A 19,564-nucleotide genomic window follows, 5' to 3' on the forward strand; every position below is an offset into this window, starting at 1 on the left:
TTACCGTGCCGCGCGGATGCAGCTTTTGAGCGCGTCTTGACCGAGCACGCAAGGGTTCGCCCGCATAGAAGAAGACATAGCCGCTTCATGCGCAGTCTCGCCAAGGTCCGTCCCTTCGGGAATCCAGCGGTTCAAACGGTCGAGCCCCCAGCCGTCGAGCAGCGCCGCAAGGGCGTCAAAAGTATCGGTCTTGGGCAGATCAAAGCCCTCTGTCAGCCATCTTTGCACCTCAGCAAACCGCACGGATGCGCCGAGCGCGCGGCTATTGGCCGCCAACACCGGCCCCAACAGACGCCCGCAGATCAGACCGTGCGGGGCGTTGAAACGTCCACCGATCACTCCGGCCAGCCCATGCACCGCGCCAAGCCCCGCATTGGCCAGCGCCAGCCCCCCCGAGAGACTGACATAGGCCAGCGCATCCCGCGCGGCTTTGTCCTCGCCCTCTGCCAGACGTTTGAGGGCCGCGATCCCTTGTGGGATTGCTGAGCGGCAAAGCGCATCACTCAGCGGGTTGGCTTTGTTAGAAAGGTAAGGCTCAATCACCTGCACCAGCGCGTCGAGGCCAGACCCCAATGTCACCCCGCGCGGTGCCCCGTCGGTCAGGGCGGGGTCAACCAAGGCCAAACGCGGCAGCATCCGCACGTCGCGCAGGCTTACTTTTCGTGCGGCCTCCGGCACGGCGATCACGGCGTTTTTTGTGACCTCGGCGCCGGTGCCTGCGGTGGTCGGGATGGCAATCATCGGCAGCGGGGCGGCCTGTAACGGCCTGCCGGCGCCCACGATTTCGAGATGTTCCATCACGTCGCATTCCGAAGGGATCAGCGCGGCTGCGGCTTTGGCAAGGTCAATCACCGCGCCGCCACCGACGCCCAGCACCACCTGCGCCCCCCGTCTCGCCGCCGCGGCAGAGCGGACATCGTCGACAGAGGGCTCGCCGTTGCTGCGGACCTCGGTCACGTCACATCCCGCTGCGGTCAGCTCGCGGCTCAACTCATCCACCCAAGCGACAGATCCACCGCGCACAATCAGCACCCGGCTGCCATAGGCGCGCGCGGCATCAACGGCTTCACCTGCCACACCCCGGCCAAAGCGGATGTGCCCGGCGGTGGCGAAGCCGAAAGGCGCGATTACCTCCATCAGAATTGCAACGTGGCGTTCACGGCGCGCTTCCATGCGCCGTATTTCTCATCCCGCGTGGCTTCATCCATCTGGGGTTTAAAGCGCCGGTCGAGCGCCCATTCGCGGGCGAAGCCTTCCATGTCAGGGTAAATCCCTGCCCGCTGCCCCGCCAACCATGCCGCGCCGAGTGCTGTGGTCTCCAGCACATCAGGACGGTCGACCGAAGCGCCGATAACGTCTGAGAGAAACTGCATCGCCCAGTCACTGGCGCTCATCCCGCCGTCAACCCGCAGGGTGGCGATTTCACCCGATTGGCCTTGCGCTGTCCAATCGGCCTGCATCGCCTCCAGCAAATCGCGGGTTTGGTAGCCGACGCTTTCCAGCGCCGCACGGGCCAATTCGGCGGGGCCGGAATTGCGCGTCAGCCCATAGATCGCACCCCGGCATTCCGCATTCCAGTAAGGCGCACCTAGGCCAACGAAAGCAGGCACCAGCACCACGTTCTGATGCGGGTCGGCCTGTTCTGCCAGCCCTTGGGTCTCGCTTGCTTCGCGGATCATTTTCAGCCCGTCGCGCAACCATTGCACCACGGCCCCGGCGACAAAGATCGACCCTTCGAGCGCGTAGGTCGGCTTGCCGTCGAGTTGATAGGCGATGGTGGTGAGCAGGCGATTGGTAGAGGTGACCGCAGTCTCACCCGTATTTAGCAGCGCAAAACAGCCCGTGCCGTAGGTCGATTTCATCATGCCGGGCTGGAAACAGGCTTGGCCAATGGTCGCGGCCTGCTGGTCGCCCGCCACGCCAAGGATGGGAATCTCGCGGCCAAAGAGATCGGGGCGCGTGGTGCCGAAATCGGCGGCGCAGTCTTGTACCTCGGGGAGCATCTCGACCGGAATGTCGAACATTTTGCAGATCGTCGTGCTCCAGCGGCCTTTGTGAATGTCATAGAGCATGGTGCGCGCGGCGTTGGTGGCGTCGGTCACATGGCGCGCGCCGCCGGTGAGCTTCCAGATCAGGAAGCTGTCGACCGTACCGAAGAGCAGCTCGCCCCGCCGCGCCCGATCGCGGGCACCTTCGACGTTGTCGAGGATCCACTTCAGCTTGGTGCCAGAGAAATAGGGATCAGCCAGCAGGCCGGTGCGTTCGGTGATGATCTTGTCGTCACCCCGCTCGCGCAGTTCGCGGCAGAAATCGCTGGTGCGGCGGTCTTGCCAAACGATGGCGTTGTGGACCGGTTTGCCGGTTTTTGCGTCCCAGACCAGCGTCGTCTCGCGTTGGTTCGTGATGCCGATGGCGGTGATGTCATCGGGGCGCAGGCCAGCCTTTTCGATCACCGCGCGGCAGGTGCCCGCGGTGGTGGACCACAGATCGCCGGGATCATGCTCAACCCAGCCGGAGCGGGGGAAATGCTGCGGGAATTCTTCTTGGGCCGTAGCCGTCACCGACATGTTGCCGTCAAAGAGGATCGCCCGCGAGGATGTGGTTCCTTGATCAATGGCGAGGATATGGGTCATGGCGCAGCCCCCGGATAATGGTTTGGACATGAAAAAAGGGGCCGGGACGCTTTTGCGCCCCGGCCCCCCAAAGTTTGGCTTACTGCCAGGACTTGATCAACTCTTCATAGCTGATGGTCTCAGGCTCTGGGTCTTCGTTGTCGAGCTTGGCAACGGGCGAACCCTCTTGCTCCAGCCAGTAGGAGGCTTCCTGCTCTTCGTTCATCTTCGGACCCAGATCACCTTGGACGCCTGCGCGCTCAAGCCGTTCCAGCACTTTTTCCTGCTCGGCGCAGAGGCTGTCGAGCGCTTCTTGGGGGGTCTTCGCACCGGACATGGCGTCGCCGATGTTCTGCCACCAAAGCTGCGCCAGCTTGGGGTAATCCGGCACGTTTGTCCCGGTGGGCGACCATGCAACGCGCGCGGGCGAGCGGTAGAATTCCACCAGACCGCCAAGCTTCGGCGCGCGTTCGGTGAAGCTGTCGTGCTGGATGGTCGACTCGCGGATGAAGGTCAGACCAGCATGGGCCTTTTCAACATCAACGGTTTTCGACGTCACGAACTGCGCGTAGAGCCATGCGGCTTTGGCGCGGTCGACGGGCGTGCTTTCCATCAGCGTCCAGCTGCCCACGTCTTGGTAGCCAACCTTCTGGCCCTCTTTCCAATAGGCGCCATGCGGGCTGGGGGCCATGCGCCACTTGGGTGTTCCGTCCTCGTTCAGCACGGCTTTGGCGCTGTCGTTGACCATGTCCGCGGTGAAGGCGGTGTACCAGAACATCTGCTGGGCAATCGCACCCTGGGCAGGAACCGGACCGGCTTCGCCAAAGGTCATGCCCGCAGCGGCGGGGGGCGTGTATTTCTCAAGCCACTCGATGGATTTGGTGATCGCATAGACCGCCGCCGCATCGTTGGTGGCACCGCCACGCGCAACGCAGGAGCCGACAGGCTGCGAGTTTTCGTTCACCCGGATGCCCCATTCGTCAACCGGCAGACCGTTGGGCTCGCCCACGTCGCCCATGCCAGCCATGGACATCCACGCATCGGTGTAGCGCCAGCCAAGGCTTGGGTCTTTCTTGCCGTAGTCCATGTTGCCAAAGACTTCGACGCCATCGATGGTGCGGCCGGTGAAGAACTCGGCGATGTCCTCATAAGCAGACCAGTTGACCGGGACGCCCAGATCATAGCCGTATTTTTCTTTGAACTCGGCCATCAACTCAGGATCGGTGAACCAGTCTTGACGGAACCAATAGAGGTTCGCGAACTGCTGGTCGGGGAGCTGGTAAAGCTCACCATCCGGCGAGGTGGTGAAGTCCAACCCGATGAAGTCGTCCAGATCAAGACCGGGGTTGGTGACGTCTTTGCCCTCATTCGCCATCCAGTCGGTCAGGCTGCGCGCTTGCTTATAGCGCCAGTGGGTGCCGATCAGGTCAGAGTCGTTAATATAGGCGTCATAGATGTTCTCGCCCGACTGCATCTGCGTCTGCAACTTCTCGACCACATCGCCTTCGCCGATCAGATCGTGGGTGATGTTGATGCCGGTGATCGCGGTGAAGGCCGGGGCCAGCACGTTGGCCTCATACTCATGCGTGGTGATGGTCTCGGACACCACTTTGATGTCCATGCCTTTGAACGGCTCAGCAGCATCGACAAAGAACTGCATTTCCGCTTCTTGCTCTTCGCGGCTCAGTGCCGAACGCTCGATGGTCTCATCGAGAAATTTTTTCGCGGCTTCCATATCCGCAAAAGCGGGCCCGGCCAGCAGGCCAAGCGTAACCGCAAGCGCGGTGCTTGATTTCATCATTGATCGTTTCATTGTGTCCTCCCTAGACATCTGGTCGTATCGTTTGGCCGCCCCGATTGTACGGGGTCGGCCAGTGGTAAGCGCCTAGACCCAGCGAAATACAGCTGCGGCATAGGCAAGGCAGACCAGCAGCGCATAGGGCTGCGGTCCCGCGTCGAAACCCAGCCAGATCAAATTGATAAAGGCCGAGCCGAGAAGCGTGATGAACAGACGGTCACCACGGGTTGTTTCGATCCTGAGAATGCCGGTGCGGGGCGTCTCAGGGAATTTGATCGCGAGGATCGTGAAGGTCACGAGTAACAGCGCGATGACACCGAAGAAGATCGCGGTGGGCATGGTCCAAGCCATCCAAGACATAAGCGGTCTCCCTTATACCCGCCCGAGGGCAAAGCCCTTGGCGATGTAGTTGCGGACGAAATAGATCACGAGCGCGCCGGGCACGATTGTGAGCACACCCGCTGCCGCCAGCACGCCCCAGTCGAGGCCGGAGGCGCTGACGGTACGGGTCATGGTCGCGGCGATGGGTTTGGCATCAACCGAGGTCAGCGTGCGCGAGAGCAGCAGTTCGACCCATGAGAACATGAAGCAGAAGAAGGCCGCGACTCCGATGCCTGATGCGATCAGGGGGGTGAAAATGCGGATAAAGAAGCGTGGGAAAGAATAGCCGTCGAGATAGGCAGTCTCGTCGATTTCCTTGGGCACGCCGCGCATGAACCCTTCGAGGATCCAGACCGCCAGCGGCACGTTGAACAGGCAATGCGCCAGCGCCACGGCGATATGCGTGTCGAACAGCCCGACCGAGGAATAAAGCTGGAAGAACGGCAGCGCGAATACCGCGGGTGGCGCCATGCGGTTGGTCAGCAGCCAGAAGAACAGATGCTTGTCGCCCATGAAGCTGTAGCGCGAAAACGCATAGGCGGCGGGCAGCGCCACGGCGAGGCTAATCACCGTGTTCATCACCACATAGATCAGGCTGTTGACGTAGCCCATGTACCAGCTTGGATCGGTGAGGATCTTGGCATAATTCGCCAGCGTCAGATCGCGCGGGTAAAGCGAGAAGCTACCCAAAATCTCGGCGTTGGTCTTCAGGCTCATGTTGATCAGCCAATAGATCGGCAGCAGCAGGAAGATCAGGTAGAGCGTCATTACCACCACCGAGCCTTTGGGCCGGAAGCGGCGGCGCGCGGGGGTGCTGTCGGTCAGGTCACCGGGAATGGCGGCGGCGCCGGGGGCTTGTGCGGTGCTATCGGTCATCAGACACCATCCCTTTTGTCGAGGTTGACCATCACGGTGTAGAACACCCATGAGATCAACAGGATAACGAGGAAATACATCAGGCTGAAGGCGGCGGCGGGGCCGAGGTCAAACTGCCCGATGGCCATTTTCACCAAGTCGATGGAAAGGAAGGTCGTGGCATTGCCCGGCCCGCCCCCGGTGACGACAAAGGGCTCGGTATAGATCATGAAACTGTCCATAAAGCGCAGCAGGATCGCGATCATCAGCACCCCTGCCATTTTCGGCAGTTCGATGTAGCGGAAGACGGCCCAACGGCTGGCTTGGTCGATCTTGGCGGCTTGGTAATAGGCATCCGGGATCGACTGCAGACCGGCATAGGCCAAAAGCGCCACCAGCGAGGTCCAGTGCCAGACGTCCATGACAACAACGGTGATCCAAGCGGCGGTGATGTCTTGGGTGTAGTTATAGGTGATCCCCAGCTTGTCGAGCGTATAGCCCAAAAGGCCAATGTCGACGCGGCCAAAAATTTGCCAGATGGTGCCGACCACGTTCCACGGGATCAGCAACGGCAGCGACATGAGCACCAGACAAAAGCTGGCCCAGAAACCGTTTTTCGGCATGTTCAGCGCAACAAAGATGCCCAGCGGAATTTCAATTGCCAGAATGACGCCCGAGAAGATCAACTGACGGCCCAAAGCGTCCCACATCCGGTCGCTGTCGAGCATGTCGGAAAACCACTCAAGCCCCGCCCAAAAGAACTCATTCCGGCCAAAGGTGTCTTGCACCGAGTAATTCACCACGGTCATCAGTGGGATCACAGCCGAAAACGCCACGAGGATCAGAACGGGCAGGACAAGGAACCATGCCTTTTGATTGACGGTCTTGTTCATGCGGCCTCTCCCTCTGCGCTGATGCGCCAATCATCGGCATAGACATTGATGCCCGCCGGATCGAAGCTGATCGCGGTGTTTTCGCTGGGCACGGTTGCGCCTTCTCCGGCAATGGCGCTGACCGGCTGACCCCCCACATCAAGGCGGATGATCTTATGGCGGCCCACGTCTTCGACGCGCGTCACCTTGGCAGGCAGGCCCAGCCCTTCGCCATTGAGGCGGATAAACTCGGGCCGGACGCCCAGTTGCGTCTTGCCACCTTTGGGGGCGTAGCTTTTGGTCAGGTCAATGTGTGTGCCCGCGACCTGCGCGGCATTGCCCGAGATCTGCGCGTCAAAAAGGTTCATCCCCGGCGAGCCGATGAAATAGCCCACGAAAGTATGCGCGGGCCGCTCGAACAATTCCTGCGGCGTGCCAATCTGCACCACGCGACCATCGTACATCACCACGACCTTATCCGCGAAGGTCAGCGCCTCGGTCTGGTCATGGGTCACATAGATCATCGTGTGGCCGAATTCATGGTGCAGCGATTTCAACTGCGTGCGCAGCTCCCATTTCATGTGCGGGTCGATCACCGTCAGCGGCTCGTCGAACAACAGCGCGTTGACATCTTCGCGCACCATGCCCCGGCCGAGACTGATCTTTTGTTTGGCATCCGCCGTGAGGCCCCGCGCCTTGCGGTTCAATTCGTCTTCCATGCCGATCATCTGCGCGATCTGCTGGACGCGGCTCGCGACATAAGAGGCATCCGCACCCCGGTTGCGCAGCGGGAAGGCGAGATTGTCGCGCACCGTCATCGTGTCGTAGACCACCGGGAACTGGAACACTTGCGCGATGTTGCGCTCGGCGGTGGGGGCGTGGGTCACGTCCACATCATTAAACAGGATGCGCCCCTGCGACGGCTGCAACAGCCCCGAAATGATGTTGAGCAATGTAGACTTGCCGCAACCGGAAGCGCCCAAAAGCGCATAGGCTTCGCCGTCGATCCAGTCGTGGTTCAATTCCTTGAGAGCGAAATCATCCTCATGGCCGGGGTTCGGCAGATAGGAATGCGCAAGGTTATCAAGCGTGATCTTGGCCATTATGCCGCCTCCGCATAGGGCGCGGCAGAGACAAGGGCCCCGTTCGCGTCAAAGAGATAGATATGCGCTGGATCCAGATAGACCGACAGCGGCTGTCCCGGCTTCAGGTGTTGGATGCCATGCACCAGCCCGACCCATTTCGCGCCGTGATAGTCGAGGTGAATAAAGGTTTCCGATCCAGTGATCTCGGTCACGTTCAGCTTTGCGTCAAACGCGATCGCGCCCGGTGTTTGTGCCGCGAGTGTCAAGTGGTTGGGGCGGAAGCCAGCGGTATATTCGCCGTCTCTGAGGCTCGCCATCGTGGCAGGCGCGGGCATTTCGCCGCCGTCAAACCGCAGCGTGTCGCCCGATTTGGTCATGCTCAGAAAGTTCATCGGCGGGTCAGAGAAAACGCGCGCGGTCGTGGCATTCTCGGGCCGACGGTAAACGCTTGGCGTCAGGCCGAATTGCGTCACGCGGCCCTCCCAAAGCGTCGCGGTGTTGCCGCCCAAAAGCAGCGCCTCTTCCGGCTCTGTCGTGGCATAGACAAAGATCGACCCGGCGCGTTCAAAGATGCGCGGGATCTCGGCGCGGAGTTCTTCGCGCAGTTTGTAATCAAGGTTCGCCAGCGGCTCATCCAGCAGCACGAGACCTGCGTTTTTCACCAGCGCCCGCGCCAAGGCGCAGCGCTGTTGCTGACCGCCCGAAAGCTCAAGCGGTTTGCGGTCAAGCATCGGGGTCAGTTGCATGAGTTCAGCCGTCTCGCGCACAGCGCGGTCGATCTCATCCTTCGACTTGCCCACCAGCTTCATCGGCGATGCGATGTTGTCGTAAACGGTCATCGAGGGGTAATTGATGAACTGCTGGTAGACCATCGCCACCTTGCGGTCTTGGACGCGCATCCCGGTGACATCCTCACCGTTCCAGATCACCTGCCCCGTATTGGGCACATCAAGCCCCGCCATCAGCCGCATCAGCGAGGTCTTGCCCGCAGACGTAGGCCCCAAAAGCACGTTCATTGTGCCCTTTTCCAAGGTCAGGTCGGTCGGGTGGATATGCGTTTGACCGCCCACCGTTTTCGACACGTTTTTTAGGATCAAACTCACGTTCGTCCTCCCCTCATTCCGCCGCAGAGGCGGCTTGTTTTGCCGCGCGCATCTGCATCCATTCATCAAGACGCGCGATCTGCGCCTCATCCATTCGCAGGCCCAACTTGCTGCGGCGCCAAACGACGTCCTCTGCGCTGAGGGCATATTCCTTGTTCATCAGCCACGCGACCTCGCCCGCCGTGAGGGTCGCGCCGAAGTGCTCGCCCATATCCGCGAGCGTTTTCGCCTCGCCAATCATCGCCCATGCATCGGTACCATAGGCGCGGATCAGCCGTGCTGCCCAGCTTTCATCAAGAAAGTCATAATCCGCTTTCAGCCGCGCAATCAACTGCGCCACGCCGTTCACCGGGAAATCCCCACCGGGCAGCGCCACGCCAGCGGTCCAATGATCCGACAGCCCGCCGAAATGCGGTGCGATCAGCTCCAGTGCGTCTTCGGCCAGTTTGCGGTATGTGGTGATCTTGCCGCCAAAGACATTGAGGATCGGCGCGCCGCCGGTTTCGTCCACTTTAAGCGTATAGTCCCGCGTGGCCGCCGTGGCGCTGCTGGCCCCATCGTCATAAAGCGGGCGGACGCCGGAATAGGTCCAGACGATATCTTTGCGGGTAATGTCCTGCTTGAGATAGCCGTTTACGAAGTTGATCAGGTAATCCTGCTCTTCGGGGGTGCATTCCGGGGCGACCGAAGGATCGGGGTGATCCGCATCCGTGGTGCCGATCAGAGTGAAATCCTGCTCATAGGGGATCGTGAAGATGATCCGCCCATCGGTGCCTTGGAAGAAATAGCATTTGTCGTGATCGTAAAGCCGCTTGGTCACGATATGGCTGCCGCGCACCAGCCGCACCCCTTCGGAGGAGTTCAGCCGCGCGGTATTTTGAATGATGTCACCCACCCATGGGCCGCCCGCGTTGACCAGCATTTTCGCGCGGATCACCTCTTGCGGGCCGTCCTTGCCGTGCTCAACCGTCACGGCCCAGACACTACCCTCGCGAGAGGCCGCCAGCACTTTGGTCTGCGTCAGGATGCGGGCGCCGCGCAATTCTGCGTCGCGGGCGTTCAGCACCACAAGTCGCGAGTCTTCAATCCAGCAATCGGAATATTCGAACGCTTTTTCGAACCGATCTTCCAGCGGCGCGCCCTCTGGCGTGTCGCGCAAAGAAAGGCTGCGGGTGGCGGGCAGAATTTCGCGCCCGCCGAGATTGTCATAAAGAAACAGGCCCAAGCGGATCAGCCAAGCCGGACGACGGCCGCGCATCCACGGCATGAACAGCCGCAGCAATTTGGAGGTCGGCGTATCCCCCTCGAACCGCATGTCGCGGTGATAGGGCAACACGAAGCGCATCGGCCAAGAAATATGCGGCATGGCTTTCAGCAGCACTTCGCGTTCGGTCAGCGCGTGACGCACGAGGCCGATCTCGAAATACTCAAGGTAGCGCAGCCCGCCGTGGAACAGTTTGGTCGAGGCCGAAGAGGTCGCGGAGGCCAGATCATTCATCTCGGCCAAGGTCACGCTAAGACCCCGCCCGGCGGCGTCGCGCGCAATACCAGCACCGTTAATACCGCCACCGATAACGAAAAGATCGACCGGGGCCGTGGCCTTATGGCTATCGGGCTGTTGGTTCACGATCCGGCCCTCCCCAGCTCAGACTGTCCAATTCAGGGGCAGTGATACGAAACGACTCTTATCTGCACAAGTTTTATTTTCGTTTATGTTCGTTTCACCAGCGTAGCGAACATGTTAAGCGTAAGTTGCTGCGCGATTGCTTGCGTTAGCCAAAGCGCTGGAGATAATGCGCCAACAGCAGGCAGGAGCGACACCCATTTCACAGACATTCCGCCATCCCGACATTCTTGAAATCGCCCGGCGCGAAGGCAAAGTCACGGTCGATGGGCTGGCCGAGCATTTCGGCGTGACCCATCAGACCATCCGCCGTGACCTCACCGAACTGGCTGATAGCGGCAAGTTGGAGCGGGTGCACGGCGGCGCGGTGCTGCCCTCGGGGGCGAGCAATATCGGCTATGCCGAGCGGCGCAACTTGCATGAGGAGGCCAAGATTCGCATCGCCCGCGCCTGTGCCGAACACATCCCTGACGGCTGCTCGGTCTTTCTCAACATCGGCACCAGCACCGAGGCGGTGGCCCGCGCGCTGCTCCGTCACCGCGATCTGATGGTGGTCACAAACAACATGAACGTGGCCAATATTTTGGTCGACAATCCCGAATGCCGCATCGTGCTGACCGGCGGTGCGCTGCGCCGTATGGACGGCGGCTTGGTCGGCAATCTGACGATTGAGACGATCCGTCAATTTAAGTTCGACATTGCGGTGATCGGCTGCTCGGCCATGGATGCGGATGGCGATCTCTTGGACTTCGACATCGAAGAGGTGGGCGTTAGCCAATGTATCATCGCGCAGTCGCGCAAGACCTTTCTGGTGACGGATCACTCCAAATTCAAACGCTCTGCCCCGGCGCGCATCGCCTCGGCCCGAGAAGTTGATATGTTCTTTACCGATCTGCCCCTGCCCGCTGGCCTGGCTGAAAAATGCGACAGCTGGGGAACCGAAGTGCACTTCGCCCCGGAGGAGTGACGCTGATCCTAAGCCTCAGACCATTCCCGTGCTGGAGGTTTGACCACCAGCGTTGCCGCGCAGGTCTTGAGCGCCTGTACGTAAGTCTGGCTCCACCGGTTTACGTCGGTTGCGCGCACCTGCGCCATGCATTTGGCGTGACGGCGTTTGCGCTCCTCCAAAGGTAAGGCCAATGCCGTCTTCAACGCTTCGCTCATCTCTTCGATGTCATAGGGATTGACCAAAATTGCATCGGTCAGGTCTTCGGCGGCACCCGCCATATGCGACAGTATCAATACGCCTGGGTCTTCGGGGTCTTGTGCTGCGACGTATTCCTTAGCGACAAGGTTCATCCCATCCGCAAACGGCGTGACGATCCCCACCCGCGCACGGCGGTAGAGCCTTGCCAGCAGATTGCGGTCAAGGTTGCGGTGAATATAACGCAACGGGGTCCAATCGATCTCTCCGTGCTCGCCATTCACGCGGCCAACCAATTCTTCCAACTCGTAGCGCAACTCGCGGTAGGCGGCGACTTCCTCGCGGCTTGGCGGGGCGATCTGAACCATACTCACACGCCGCTCACGTTCATCACGGGTTTCAAGGTAGCGGCCAAAAGCACGGAATCGATTGGGCAAGCCCTTGGAATAATCCAGCCGGTCAACGCCAATGACGATGTCGCCTGCCATATCGTCGGCAAGCCGATCTTGCGCGCTCCCTCCCTGCGCGGCCTGCACAAATGTCTCCACGTCGATGCCAATGGGGAAGGACCGGATCGCCACTGCACGTGCACCGCATTTGATCGTGCCGTTCATCAGAAACTCGGAATCAGTCTCGGCGCGGAACATCTCAAGGCAGCGCGCTACGTCGGCTCGGGTCTGCAAGCCAACAAGGTCATAATCCGCCAGCCAATGCGCCAGATTAGCCTCCCGCGGGAGGGCGCCCATATCGCCCAAAGCGGGGAAGGGAACATGCAAGAAAAATCCGATTTTGCCCGTAAAGCCAAGTTTGCGCAGTTCTGTCGCAAGGGGAAAGAAATGATAGTCATGCACCCAGATCATATCGTCCGGTGCGGCGACCTTCATCACCTGACGGGCAAGGCGCGCGTTGACAGCGCTATAGCCGCGCTCGAAACCGCGCTCGAGCTCTACCAAATCACCGCGACGGTGACAGACGGGCCAGAGCACCGAATTGGAAAAGCCGAGATAGAAGTTTTGGTAGTCTTCTGGGCTAAGGCTGAAGCTTAGCCGTGCATATTCACCCTGATCGCCGTATTCGCTTAGATTTTCAGCAGGGTCGTCTGTGGTTTCGGGATGCGAGCCGATCCAGACGCCGCCGATTTTGCGTAGCGTCTCATGCAGTGCAAACACCAATCCTCCAGAAGGGGCGGCCTCTGACGGGATACGATTTGAGATTACAATTAATCTGCCAGCCATTTTTTGCCTCGGGAACAATCATTTTCGGCCGCCGAGCCTGAATAGACGGAACGCCGACCACCACTAACGGTTTAATGGTTCAGTTCACCAAAGGTTCCCATCTGCGAAGCCGCCGGTCAAACCTTTTGCAGGCGCAGCAAGGAGATACGGCCTGATTATTTTTTCACCGCCCAAGAAAGAACCATGTAACGCCAACGGGCAGCAGCGACATCAATATCATTGAAAGGATCACCACCCGACCGTCCCGCATGAGGTAGCCCGCCGCGAATATGGCGATCATTGCAGAGGCAATGGAGCCGGAAGTTGGTACGATCTCCATGAACGGCATAAAAATGGTAACTGAAAGCACCATAATCAGCGGTAGATATATCCACGGGCGATGGAGCAAGAAGGTCGTGCGCTCATGCATAAAGCGATCCACAAATGACACAGGACGACGCAACCATTTCACACCTTCCCGGAGCTTTTTCGCGGCAATATCTCGCCGCATGATGAAGCCCGGAAGCCACAGACTGTTGCGGCCAAAAATCATCTGAACCACCAAAAACATGACCACAAAACCCACAAAGGCCGTGACCCCGGGAATGCCACTGGCAGGCGACGTGGATATCAGGCTGAACGCGAGAATGGTTGATGCAAAGGAATGGTTGCCCAGACAGTCGATAATTTCTTCGACGGTGATCTGCCTGTCCGCCCCTCCGGAAAGATGCTCCATTTGATCAAGAACACCGCTGAGAGATGGCCCGTCTTTATCGCTCATGAAATTCGCATCCTTCTAAAAACAGGCTAAACGCTATTCATGTTAATAATGCTTGAGCGCGATTAAAGTTCGGCTGAACGGCAAAAGAAACTTATGCCTGCGCGCGCAAAAACGCCAAGAGCCCGCGTTCGGCTTGGGTCATGTCGTCTATATCAGGGGGTTCCGGCAGGTCCATCGGATGCTGACACAGGTCAATCACCTGCGGATGGATATAGCTGTTGCGTGCAATGGTGGGCGTATTGTGCAACCGCTCAGCGGCGGCCTCAGCCATCGCCTTAATGGTCGGTCTATCATGGGTCAGCGCCACATTGAACGCCGCGACCGAGCCTGCCCAAGTGCGAAACGTCTTGGCCGAGAACCCATCTACATCCGCAGCATCGGCAATATAATCGTTCAACGCCGAAGAGGTTAACGTACGCGGCGTCCCTTCGTCATCAACCCACGTAAGCAGGTCGGCGCCCGGCAGGTCGCGAATCTTTTCAAGCGCGCGCATAAGGGTCCGATTGGCAATTTGTCGACGCACCCGTTTGCCTCCTTTCGCCATAAAGGACGCCTGCAACTTTCCATCGCGCAACGTCAGGTGCCGCCGTTTCAGCGTCAGCGTGCCATAGGTGCGGTTGGTTTTGGCATAGACCTGATTGCCCACCCGGAGAGACAAACGGTCAATCATCGCGACCGCGGCCGCCAGCGCAAAGGCGCGGTCGCCCAGTTCGCCTTTAAGATCACGACGGACCCGACGGCGAAGCCGGGGGAGGGTTTCGGCGAAATCGGCCAAACTCGCGTATTTTTCCTGCGCTTGCGCCTCGGACCAAAGCGGATGGTAGCGATATTGCTTGCGCCCCCGCGCATCGAAACCTGTGGCCTGTAGGTGACCATTCACATGAGGGCAGATCCAGACCTGTTCATAGGCCGGGGGCACCGCCAGCTTTACCAGCCGCTCGCGTTCAACCTTGTCTTTGATGCACGCGCCATCGGGCGCAAAGTAAGAAAACCCCCGCCCGCAGCGCCGGCGAGCAATGCCGGGCTTACTATCGGGGTAGTATCTAAGCGAGGACGGTGCGTTCATCGGGGATTCCGGGGCAAGCATGTGAGGCAGGCGATAGAGAGCGACGTTCTGCTCAACGTTCTTGCGGTTCATGGGTTCCCGCCGTGCGCTCTGCAGGTCTTTGCGCAGTTGCAGCATAAATGCTTTGATTTCGCTGCGGTGACGCATAGGTTTCTCGGTGAAATACCCGCGCCATGAGACGGATAGACCCAAGCCTATGGATAGCACCACCTTGCCGCACAACGATCTGCCGCCGCTGATCCCAGTCCAGCGCCACGCGTTTTTTCTGGATCTGGACGGCACTTTGGCCCCCATCGTCGACAATCCAGAAGATGCCCGCCTGCCCGATCGTACGCGACATCTGCTGACCCGCCTCGTTGCGGCGACAGATGGCGCGGTGGCGGTGATCTCGGGTCGCGCGCTGGCGGATGTGGATGGCATTCTGGGCGCACTGCGCCTCCCGGTTTCGGGCTCTCACGGGCTTGAACTTCGATTGGGCACCGATGATCATGTGACGACACAAGACGCAGGCATCCCTACCGAGGTCATTGACCGGGTCGAGGAATTTGCCCTGCTGCAGGGTGTCACGTCAGAGCGCAAACCCGGCGCGATTGCGCTGCATTACCGCAAGGCACCCGATCAAGGCGAGGCCTGCCGTGCCTTTGTCGATACACTCGTCGAGGAAAACGCCAACCTGCGTGGCCTGCATGGCAAGATGGTCAGCGAAATCGCATTAAAAGGTGTCGACAAGGGCGGTGCGGTTGAGCGTTTTATGGCCTCGCTTGCGTTTGCGGAACGTCTGCCTGTGATGGTGGGCGACGATGTCACTGACGAAGACGGCTTTCGCGCGGCACAGGCATTGGGTGGCTTTGGGATCAAGATCGGTCAGGAGTCCACGCAGGCGCAGCACCGGATCGACGATGTGGCAGGCTTTGCCGATTGGCTGGAAGAGATTTTGCGCTGACCTGGTTCGCCCGGCAGACGCGTTGAGAATAGAAAAGAGGGACTTATGGTTCTGGGTGTTATCGGGAACTGCGCTGTCGCAGCATTGGTCAGTCGCGAAGGGGCAATCAATTGGTTCTGCTTGCCACGATTTGACGGAGACCCGGTCTTTCACAGTCTCATGGGGCATGGTGCTGGCGAAGAGGGTGATGGTGAATTTGCCGTCGAACTTGAAGGCATGACCGAAAGCGAGCAAAGCTATTTACCCAACACCGCGATCCTGCGCACAGTGTTGCGCAGCCCCAAGGGCACGGTTGAGATTATCGACTTCTGCCCCCGTTTTTCGGCCTATGGCCGCAGCTTTCGCCCGCAAATGTTGGTGCGCCAGGTGCGGCGTATCGAAGGTTCGCCCCGTGTGCGGATGCGTCTGCGCCCGCGCTTCCAATGGGGCGAAATCGCCCCGACGCTCACCCGCGGCTCGAACCATGTGCGTTTCGTGGGGCCAGAGCAGAACATACGCTTGACCACCGATGCGCCGATTGACCATGTGCTTGACGCGCGGCTGATCAATCTTGAAGGCGAAATGACTTTCATCCTCGGCCCGGATGAAACGCTGTCAGACAGTGCCGAGCAGATCGGCAATACCTTCCGCACGAAAACCACCCGCTACTGGCAGCGCTGGACGCAGCGTTTGGCGATCCCCTTCGAGTGGCAGGAGGCCGTGATCCGCGCCGCGATTACGCTGAAGCTCTGCAGTTATGAGGCCACAGGCGGCGTGATCGCCGCGATCACCACCTCCCTCCCCGAAGCGCCAGATTCGGGGCGCAACTGGGACTACCGTTATTGCTGGGTGCGCGATGCGTTTTTCACTGTCCGTGCGCTCAATAGCCTCGCCGCGACACGCACGTTGGAACATTATTTCCAATGGCTGATGAACGCCGTCGCCGATGCCGAAGGCGGGCATATCCAGCCGGTGCTGGGGCTGGGGCTTGAGACGGCTTTGACGGAGCGTATCTCGCCCAGCTTGCAGGGGTTTCGGGGCATGGGGCCGGTGCGGATCGGCAATCAGGCGCATGAGCATTTCCAGCATGACACCTACGGCAATATCATCCTTGGCGCGGCGCCCGCGTTCTTTGATCACCGCCTGCCACTTAACACCGGGCGCACGGCATTTGAACAGTTAGAGCCCTTGGGCGAACAGGCGTGGGAGTTGCACGATCAGCCCGATGCCGGGATTTGGGAGCTGCGCAGCCGCGCGCGGATCCACACGTCTTCGTCGCTGATGTGCTGGGCCGCCTGTGACCGGCTGGGCAAGATTGCGCGGCATCTGGAACTGGAAGACCGCGCCACCCTTTGGTCAGACCGCGCGGAAGTGATCCGCGATAAAATCCTAGACAATGCATGGTCGGAGGAACGCGGTGCCTTTGTCGAAAGCTTCGGTGGCAGAACCTTGGACGCCAGCGTCTTGTTGATGGGCGAAGTCGGATTTCTGCCGCCGAAAGATCCCCGGTTCATCGCCACGGTAGAGCGGCTTTCCGAAGTGTTGGGCCGGGGCCCGTTCATGCTACGCTATGAGGAAGCAGATGATTTCGGCGTGCCGGAGGTGGGCTTTAACGTCTGTGCCTTCTGGCGGATCGACGCACTGGCTCGCATTGGGCGTGAGGAGGAAGCGAGCAAGCTGTTCGAGGAACTGCTCGAGGCACGCAACCATCTTGGTCTGATGTCGGAAGATACTGCATTTGCCACTGGAGAGGGATGGGGCAACTTCCCGCAAACCTATTCCATGGTGGGGATCATCAATGGTGCGATGCGCCTGTCGCGGAGGTGGGAGGCCGAGCTTTAACGCGAGAACAACAGCCGCAGCCCCAAAAGCCCAAGAACCGCCGAAGCTACCCGGTCGAGGTAAATTTTAGCGCGCAGGTAGCCTTGGCTCACGGCGGGGCGGCTCATGCCGAAGGCCAGTGTTGTGTAGAAAATCACTTCGATGATCAGGTGATTGCCAACGATCAACAGGTTCTCGCCCAAGCGCATCTTTTCCGGGAAGATGACCACCAGCACCGCTGCGGCGAAAAGCACCGATTTGGGGTTCAGGATATTGATCATCATCCCCTGCCGGAAGGCGTGACGAGCAGGTTTCACGGTGGTTGTCACAGGTTCAAGCGCGCCACGCCACATGCCATATGCGACATAGAGAAGATAGACCGCGCCGACCCCTTTGACGAGGGCATAAGCCCATGGGAAAGCAAGGAATACCGCCTCCAACCCCAAGAGCGCGGCAAGGGTCCAGAAAGAGGCGACAAGGCCGAGGCCAAACCCCACGGCGACACCTGCCTGACGGCCCGAACTCAGTGTGGTTTTCAGCGCGATCAGAAAGGCCGGGCCGGGGCTGAGGATCGATGCGATGAGTGCGACATTAAAGGCGATGAGATGCGAAAGTTCCATGGCAGTGACCCCGGTTGTTCAGCATCAGCTATGCGCGGCATTGTGGGCCGGTCAACTGGGATACGAGCAACCTGCGCGTCCTGTCAAACGTCACGCAGGATTTGCACAGAAAATAGGCGCTGCCCCTAAACGAAAGAACGCACTGTCGCGATCGCCCCATCAAGCGCCTTACCTTCGGCATCTTGCAAGGCCGCCTCCCGCAGACGCGCGATCCATTGCGCCGTATCATCGCGCCCACGCAGCAGATCAGCGGCATCCATCACCTTGTCGAATTTCCCCAAACCTCGCGCGTGGGTGTCGGAATAGCCTTTGATAAGGCGCCGGCATTTCACCAGCTCGACCGCGACGTCGTAATCGGCCTCGACCTGGGCCAGACAGCGCGACAGCCAATCCTCAAGATGCGCCACCTCAATCGCGTGGCGGTGGGTTTTCAAGCGGTAGCCCTTCAGCCCCCCAAGCACATGCAGCATTAAGAATGCGGGCAGCCGGTCCGTGCGCAGGCGGCGGCCCTTATCGAACCAGCGGTTCAGCCGGGCCATCCACGTGTCGCTCGCTTCCACCTTCGCCCCAAGACGCGCGGGCATCAGCCCTGCGATTTCCTCGGCGCGGGGGTGAAAGTACTCGGTCAACTGCATCAGGTTCGCGTCGCCCGCCCGCATTTCCTGCCGGATATGGGTAAAACGCGGCGCGCGGGTTTTCAGGTCTGCCACACGAATGATGTCATCATAGGCCATGGCATTGGCGATGTATTTCGCCGCCTCCGCCGACAGCCGCCAATCGCAGGCAGCACTGTCGCGGGCCAGCACGGTATCGAGCCGGTCGAGGTAGAGCGTGCCATAGGCGCAGTCTTGGAAATTGACCACCTTAGACAGGCCCGCAAACGCCAGATCATGCACCGCTTCTGGCAGCGCATCGGCGCGGGTGACCAACGCGTCCCATTGGGTTTGCAACGCTTGGGGTCCGGTGAGGCGAAAGGGGGTTTCGGACTCGTCCAATGCGACAGATGCGGCGGTCGGCAAACGGCCCTGCGCCGCGTCATATCCCACAGCAAAGGCACGCAACGATGGTTCCACCCCTTTGCCGCCTGCGCGGATCGCATCTTCATAAGCTTCGCGGCGGAACGGCAGCGCGCCAGAGCCTGCCAATGCGCCGAAAAGCGAGGCGGAGATGACAGAACCCGCGCCCACGGCCAGCCCTTCCATATCCTCCAACACCAGTTTTTGCGCCGCGATTTCTGCAGCGGCACGCACTTCATCCGCGTCGGCAATGCCGTCGCCGGGGGCCATCTTCTCGCTCACCGCAAGCGCGCGGTGGGTCGAGCCGATCAACGTGGTGCGGTCTGGCGTCACGAAACCGCGCATCACCGCGCGGCCAACCTCCATCATCTCGGCCGCGATCAACACGTCGACATCACCCGCGGCAGGGGCGAGGGCAAAGACCGGCTCTAACGCGCTCTTGCGGGCCATTTCGACGTAATAGATCGTGGCCCCCGTCCGCTGTGCCACGCCCGCGACCGAGGTCGCCTGACAGACATAGCCCTCGGCCCGCGCCATGGATTCGATCCAGCCGGTCAAGACACCGCCGCCCTGCCCGCCCACGGCCATGACCGCAAGCTTGATAATTTCACCGACACGCGCATCGGGTGTCTTTTGCGGCAGGATCATAT

Annotated in this window: 17 protein-coding genes; 3 read left to right on the plus strand and 14 right to left on the minus strand. The window is 60.1% G+C overall.

Annotation, left to right across the window (positions count from 1 at the left end):
* The 9 genes from WNY61_RS14520 to glpD form a co-directional block, all read right to left on the minus strand.
* Entirely contained in the window at positions 1 to 1,173 is a 1,173-nt protein-coding gene (locus WNY61_RS14520) for an iron-containing alcohol dehydrogenase (RefSeq protein WP_342852128.1), read from the minus strand.
* Entirely contained in the window at positions 1,137 to 2,633 is a 1,497-nt protein-coding gene (glpK, locus tag WNY61_RS14525) for a glycerol kinase GlpK (protein ID WP_342852129.1), read from the minus strand. Before glpK ends, WNY61_RS14520 begins: the two co-directional genes overlap by 37 nt.
* 79 nt (positions 2,634 to 2,712) lie before the next feature.
* A complete protein-coding gene (locus WNY61_RS14530; protein WP_342852183.1) occupies positions 2,713 to 4,410 on the minus strand; it encodes an ABC transporter substrate-binding protein in 1,698 nt (565 codons plus the stop codon).
* Between the two features lie 87 nt (positions 4,411 to 4,497).
* Positions 4,498 to 4,770, minus strand: a complete 273-nt coding sequence (locus WNY61_RS14535; RefSeq protein WP_342852130.1) for a DUF2160 domain-containing protein — start codon at positions 4,768 to 4,770, stop codon at positions 4,498 to 4,500.
* Between the two features lie 12 nt (positions 4,771 to 4,782).
* Positions 4,783 to 5,667, minus strand: coding sequence for a carbohydrate ABC transporter permease (locus tag WNY61_RS14540; RefSeq protein ID WP_342852131.1), 885 nt, complete (start codon positions 5,665 to 5,667; stop codon positions 4,783 to 4,785).
* Entirely contained in the window at positions 5,667 to 6,539 is an 873-nt protein-coding gene (locus tag WNY61_RS14545) for a sugar ABC transporter permease (RefSeq protein WP_067628794.1), read from the minus strand. The genes WNY61_RS14540 and WNY61_RS14545 overlap by 1 nt, the downstream gene beginning before the upstream one ends.
* Positions 6,536 to 7,621 (minus strand): ABC transporter ATP-binding protein, encoded by a 1,086-nt coding sequence (locus WNY61_RS14550; RefSeq protein ID WP_342852132.1) that lies wholly within the window; start codon positions 7,619 to 7,621, stop codon positions 6,536 to 6,538. Before WNY61_RS14550 ends, WNY61_RS14545 begins: the two co-directional genes overlap by 4 nt.
* A complete protein-coding gene (locus tag WNY61_RS14555; RefSeq protein WP_342852133.1) occupies positions 7,621 to 8,706 on the minus strand; it encodes an ABC transporter ATP-binding protein in 1,086 nt (361 codons plus the stop codon). The genes WNY61_RS14550 and WNY61_RS14555 overlap by 1 nt, the downstream gene beginning before the upstream one ends.
* A gap of 13 nt (positions 8,707 to 8,719) precedes the next feature.
* Positions 8,720 to 10,333 (minus strand): glycerol-3-phosphate dehydrogenase, encoded by a 1,614-nt coding sequence (gene glpD / locus WNY61_RS14560; RefSeq protein ID WP_342852134.1) that lies wholly within the window; start codon positions 10,331 to 10,333, stop codon positions 8,720 to 8,722.
* Positions 10,334 to 10,529: 196 nt separating this feature from the next.
* Between glpD and WNY61_RS14565 the strand changes: the two genes are divergently transcribed.
* On the plus strand, positions 10,530 to 11,297 hold the full coding sequence (locus WNY61_RS14565) for a DeoR/GlpR family DNA-binding transcription regulator (protein ID WP_342852185.1): 768 nt from the start codon (positions 10,530 to 10,532) through the stop codon (positions 11,295 to 11,297).
* 8 nt (positions 11,298 to 11,305) lie between these two features.
* Here WNY61_RS14565 and WNY61_RS14570 read toward each other — a convergent pair whose 3' ends face one another.
* The 3 genes from WNY61_RS14570 to WNY61_RS14580 all read right to left on the minus strand — a co-directional run bounded on the left by WNY61_RS14570 (position 11,306) and on the right by WNY61_RS14580 (position 14,607).
* Positions 11,306 to 12,709 (minus strand): trehalose-6-phosphate synthase, encoded by a 1,404-nt coding sequence (locus WNY61_RS14570; RefSeq protein WP_342852135.1) that lies wholly within the window; start codon positions 12,707 to 12,709, stop codon positions 11,306 to 11,308.
* Between the two features lie 163 nt (positions 12,710 to 12,872).
* Positions 12,873 to 13,469: an exopolysaccharide biosynthesis protein gene (locus tag WNY61_RS14575; RefSeq protein WP_342852136.1), complete on the minus strand. Its 597-nt coding sequence runs from the start codon at positions 13,467 to 13,469 to the stop codon at positions 12,873 to 12,875.
* Between the two features lie 91 nt (positions 13,470 to 13,560).
* A complete protein-coding gene (locus tag WNY61_RS14580) occupies positions 13,561 to 14,607 on the minus strand; it encodes a DNA topoisomerase IB (protein WP_342852137.1) in 1,047 nt (348 codons plus the stop codon).
* A gap of 124 nt (positions 14,608 to 14,731) precedes the next feature.
* Between WNY61_RS14580 and otsB the strand changes: the two genes are divergently transcribed.
* Positions 14,732 to 15,478, plus strand: a complete 747-nt coding sequence (gene otsB / locus WNY61_RS14585; protein ID WP_342852138.1) for a trehalose-phosphatase — start codon at positions 14,732 to 14,734, stop codon at positions 15,476 to 15,478.
* A gap of 45 nt (positions 15,479 to 15,523) precedes the next feature.
* Complete coding sequence (locus WNY61_RS14590) at positions 15,524 to 17,299, plus strand: glycoside hydrolase family 15 protein (RefSeq protein ID WP_342852139.1); 1,776 nt, start codon at positions 15,524 to 15,526, stop codon at positions 17,297 to 17,299.
* On the opposite strand, the gene WNY61_RS14595 is transcribed toward WNY61_RS14590, so the two are convergent.
* Complete coding sequence (locus tag WNY61_RS14595) at positions 17,296 to 17,898, minus strand: LysE family translocator (protein WP_342852140.1); 603 nt, start codon at positions 17,896 to 17,898, stop codon at positions 17,296 to 17,298. The genes WNY61_RS14590 and WNY61_RS14595 overlap by 4 nt on opposite strands.
* Before the next feature lie 125 nt (positions 17,899 to 18,023).
* Complete coding sequence (locus WNY61_RS14600; protein WP_342852186.1) at positions 18,024 to 19,562, minus strand: indolepyruvate oxidoreductase subunit beta family protein; 1,539 nt, start codon at positions 19,560 to 19,562, stop codon at positions 18,024 to 18,026.
* Positions 19,563 to 19,564: the final 2 nt, after the last annotated feature.

The organism is Sulfitobacter sp. AS92, assembly GCF_038900015.1.
GTDB lineage: Bacteria > Pseudomonadota > Alphaproteobacteria > Rhodobacterales > Rhodobacteraceae > Sulfitobacter.

Excerpts from the sequence above, each read along its gene's own strand:
- WNY61_RS14520 (WP_342852128.1), bottom strand. The coding sequence starts at position 1,173 with ATGGAAGCGCGCCGTGAACGCCACGTTGCAATTCTGATGGAGGTAATC.
- glpK (WP_342852129.1), bottom strand. The coding sequence starts at position 2,633 with ATGACCCATATCCTCGCCATTGATCAAGGAACCACATCCTCGCGGGCG.
- WNY61_RS14530 (WP_342852183.1), bottom strand. The coding sequence starts at position 4,410 with ATGAAATCAAGCACCGCGCTTGCGGTTACGCTTGGCCTGCTGGCCGGG.
- WNY61_RS14535 (WP_342852130.1), bottom strand. The coding sequence starts at position 4,770 with ATGTCTTGGATGGCTTGGACCATGCCCACCGCGATCTTCTTCGGTGTC.
- WNY61_RS14540 (WP_342852131.1), bottom strand. The coding sequence starts at position 5,667 with ATGACCGATAGCACCGCACAAGCCCCCGGCGCCGCCGCCATTCCCGGT.
- WNY61_RS14545 (WP_067628794.1), bottom strand. The coding sequence starts at position 6,539 with ATGAACAAGACCGTCAATCAAAAGGCATGGTTCCTTGTCCTGCCCGTT.
- WNY61_RS14550 (WP_342852132.1), bottom strand. The coding sequence starts at position 7,621 with ATGGCCAAGATCACGCTTGATAACCTTGCGCATTCCTATCTGCCGAAC.
- WNY61_RS14570 (WP_342852135.1), bottom strand. The coding sequence starts at position 12,709 with ATGGCTGGCAGATTAATTGTAATCTCAAATCGTATCCCGTCAGAGGCC.
- WNY61_RS14575 (WP_342852136.1), bottom strand. The coding sequence starts at position 13,469 with ATGAGCGATAAAGACGGGCCATCTCTCAGCGGTGTTCTTGATCAAATG.
- WNY61_RS14580 (WP_342852137.1), bottom strand. The coding sequence starts at position 14,607 with ATGAACCGCAAGAACGTTGAGCAGAACGTCGCTCTCTATCGCCTGCCT.
- otsB (WP_342852138.1), top strand. The coding sequence starts at position 14,732 with ATGGATAGCACCACCTTGCCGCACAACGATCTGCCGCCGCTGATCCCA.
- WNY61_RS14590 (WP_342852139.1), top strand. The coding sequence starts at position 15,524 with ATGGTTCTGGGTGTTATCGGGAACTGCGCTGTCGCAGCATTGGTCAGT.
- WNY61_RS14595 (WP_342852140.1), bottom strand. The coding sequence starts at position 17,898 with ATGGAACTTTCGCATCTCATCGCCTTTAATGTCGCACTCATCGCATCG.
- WNY61_RS14600 (WP_342852186.1), bottom strand. The coding sequence starts at position 19,562 with ATGATCCTGCCGCAAAAGACACCCGATGCGCGTGTCGGTGAAATTATC.